Genomic DNA, 2,451 nt, shown 5'->3' on the forward strand with positions numbered 1-2,451 from the left:
TCGGTTCGTTTCTGGGCTTGGGCAAGGGCTTTTACATCAAGGGTAAGGTCGGATACCTCAACGGCAAGATCATTTACCCTAACCCCAAGCTCTCGGACAATCCCCTTAAGCTCAGAGAAGTCCTCCCTGGTTATATGTGCTTCCCTGATTCGCTTATCAACAATATCCTCTATTTCCCTTCTAATCTGAGGGGTTAGCTCTAATACTGCCATAAAAACATTTTACAATAAAGCCCTTAATTTTGCAAGTTTTTTTGACAAAAGGGAATTTTTGGGTTATACTTAAAAATATGAGGAAGTTTACCATTCTTTTATCTTTCTTATCTTTAAATCTTGGGATAGCTGATCTAAAAATAACCCCTTCCTATGATGAAGAAAGCTCTATTATCAAAGCAAGGGTTGATTTTGAGCCCCTTAAGATAAGCAAAGAGGGGACATATTCTATTGTTCAATCAGATGGCTGTATTTATTCATATACCCCGCATCGGCCAAGGCTTCCTTTAAAGGAGCTATTCCTTCTTCTTCCTCCCAATTCAAGGATAAAGGATGTAAAGATTATAAAGGAGCAAGAGTTTATTGGCGAATACGATGTTGTTGAGGTAGAAGAGCCAATTCCCATAGGAGAAGACAGGATGCAGGATACAGGGGATGAGGAATGGAGCTTGTTTCCAGAAAATGTGGCTTTTATTGGAGAAATACAAGGGTGTAGGGGATATTCTTTGCTTGCGATAAATGTATTTGCCGGACAATGCAAAGAAAAAGCCCTTTATTGGAATAAAAGCATAAATATAGAAATAATCCTTGAAAAGCCAAAGATTCTATCTACCCCAGAATTCTTTAGAGGGGATGATGAAGATAGAGCATTTATTGAAAGCCTTGTGGAAAATAAAGAAATCATTCAAAAATACAAGCCATTAAAGAAAAAAAGCTCCCCTTACAACCTACCAATATGTAATCATTACTGACAATTCTTTGGCTTTGCCCTTTCAAGCCTTAATTGACCATAAAAAAGCCAAGGGGCTTACCTCAACCATCAAGACAACCCAATGGATTTATGAGAATTACACAGGAAGGGATAACCAGGAAAGGATAAGGAATTTTATTATAGACTATTACAAGAATTATGGCACAGAATATGTTCTTTTGGGTGGCGATGTTGAGCTTGTTCCCTATCGTAGTGCTAGTTATAACGAACTGACCCAAAACACGCCCTGCGACCTCTATTATGCCTGCCTTGATGGAAGCTGGGATAAGAATAATAACAATATCTTTGGTGAATTAGAGGATGGGGTTGACCTTATGCCAGAGGTCTATGTAGGAAGGGCACCCGTGAATACCCAGGAGGAGACAAAAAATTTTGTTAATAAGGTTATAACCTATACAAATAACAAAAATGCCGGTTATCTATTAAATGAGCTATTGATTGGTTGGAAGGCAGATGAGCAATCTGACTGTGCCGAGGTAAAGGAAGAAATTGCAACCTATACAGCAACATTCTATAAAATTTATAAGGAATATGAGTCAAAAGAGGGGGTAAGCCTAACCAGAATAATTGATTATATAAACCAGGGTATGGGTTTAATAAACCATGCCGGTCATGCAAATAGCAGAGTAGTTCCGCCATTTGAAATTAGCACTGTGGACAATCTTACCAACAAGGATAAGCCATTCATCTTCTATACCTTAGGCTGTCTTCCAGGAAGCTTTGAGAGATCAGACTGCATAGGTGAACATTTCGTAACAAACCCAGAGGGAGGGGCGGTTGCCTTTATAGGAAATTCAAGATATGGCTGGTATAGGAGGGGAAATACAAAGGCATATTCAGGCGAGTATGATATGGAACTCTTCAGGCAATACTTTAAGGAATACCAGGGTCATCCTGGGAAAGGTCCTTGCCTTCTCTAAGATGAAATTCATTCCAAGGTCAGAAGGAGATGGCCCCTATCGCTGGATTATGTTCTGCCTTAATCTATTAGGAGACCCAGAAATGCCAATCTGGGGTCTAAACCCTATTCTCATTGAAGGCAAGGTAACCAGGTCTGATAGCAAAGAGCCAATATACAAGGCAGAGGTAAGGATAACAAAGGGGCCATATTTGGGCTCGGCAACCACATCTTTAAGCGGAGCATACCGCATAATTGATAAGAATATGCCAAAAGGCAATTATACCTTAAGGGCAGGTAAAGAGGGGTGTAATCCTGTAGAAAAAGAGGTATATGTAGATGGTGTTACAAGGCTTGATTTTGAGCTTACCCCAAATACCCTTTATTCCCTGAAAGGCTCTGCAAAGACAAAGAAAGATAAGCCACTACCCGATGTAGCAATAAAATTATAGTTAATTCCATAACGCTTTACAAAATGTATGTGTTTAGATAATCTTAAGGAAAACTTTATAAAATTATGAATTTTGAATGTTGAATTTTGAATTAAAAGGGAAAAAATTTTATAAAAC

General features: G+C 38.8%; 4 protein-coding genes. 3 read left to right on the forward strand and 1 reads right to left on the reverse strand.

Annotated elements, in window-relative coordinates:
* On the reverse strand, nucleotides 1-212 hold a 212-nt coding region (locus tag AB1397_01290; protein MEW6481634.1), incomplete at its 3' end, for a hypothetical protein.
* A gap of 77 nt (nucleotides 213-289) precedes the next feature.
* Here AB1397_01290 and AB1397_01295 point away from each other — a divergent pair.
* Genes AB1397_01295 through AB1397_01305 form a run of 3 tightly spaced genes read left to right on the forward strand, consistent with a single transcriptional unit; the run spans nucleotide 290 to nucleotide 2,334 of the window.
* On the forward strand, nucleotides 290-964 hold the full coding sequence (locus tag AB1397_01295; GenBank protein ID MEW6481635.1) for a hypothetical protein: 675 nt from the start codon (nucleotides 290-292) through the stop codon (nucleotides 962-964).
* Between the two features lie 7 nt (nucleotides 965-971).
* Nucleotides 972-1,904 carry a C25 family cysteine peptidase gene (locus tag AB1397_01300; protein MEW6481636.1) on the forward strand — a complete coding sequence of 311 codons (933 nt, stop codon included), beginning with the start codon at nucleotides 972-974 and terminating at the stop codon, nucleotides 1,902-1,904.
* 1 nt (nucleotide 1,905) lies between these two features.
* Complete coding sequence (locus AB1397_01305; GenBank protein ID MEW6481637.1) at nucleotides 1,906-2,334, forward strand: carboxypeptidase regulatory-like domain-containing protein; 429 nt, start codon at nucleotides 1,906-1,908, stop codon at nucleotides 2,332-2,334.
* The last annotated feature ends 117 nt before the right edge of the window (nucleotides 2,335-2,451 follow it).

It is taken from the genome of bacterium (assembly GCA_040756715.1).
Lineage (GTDB): Bacteria > UBA9089 > UBA9088 > UBA9088 > UBA9088 > JBFLYE01.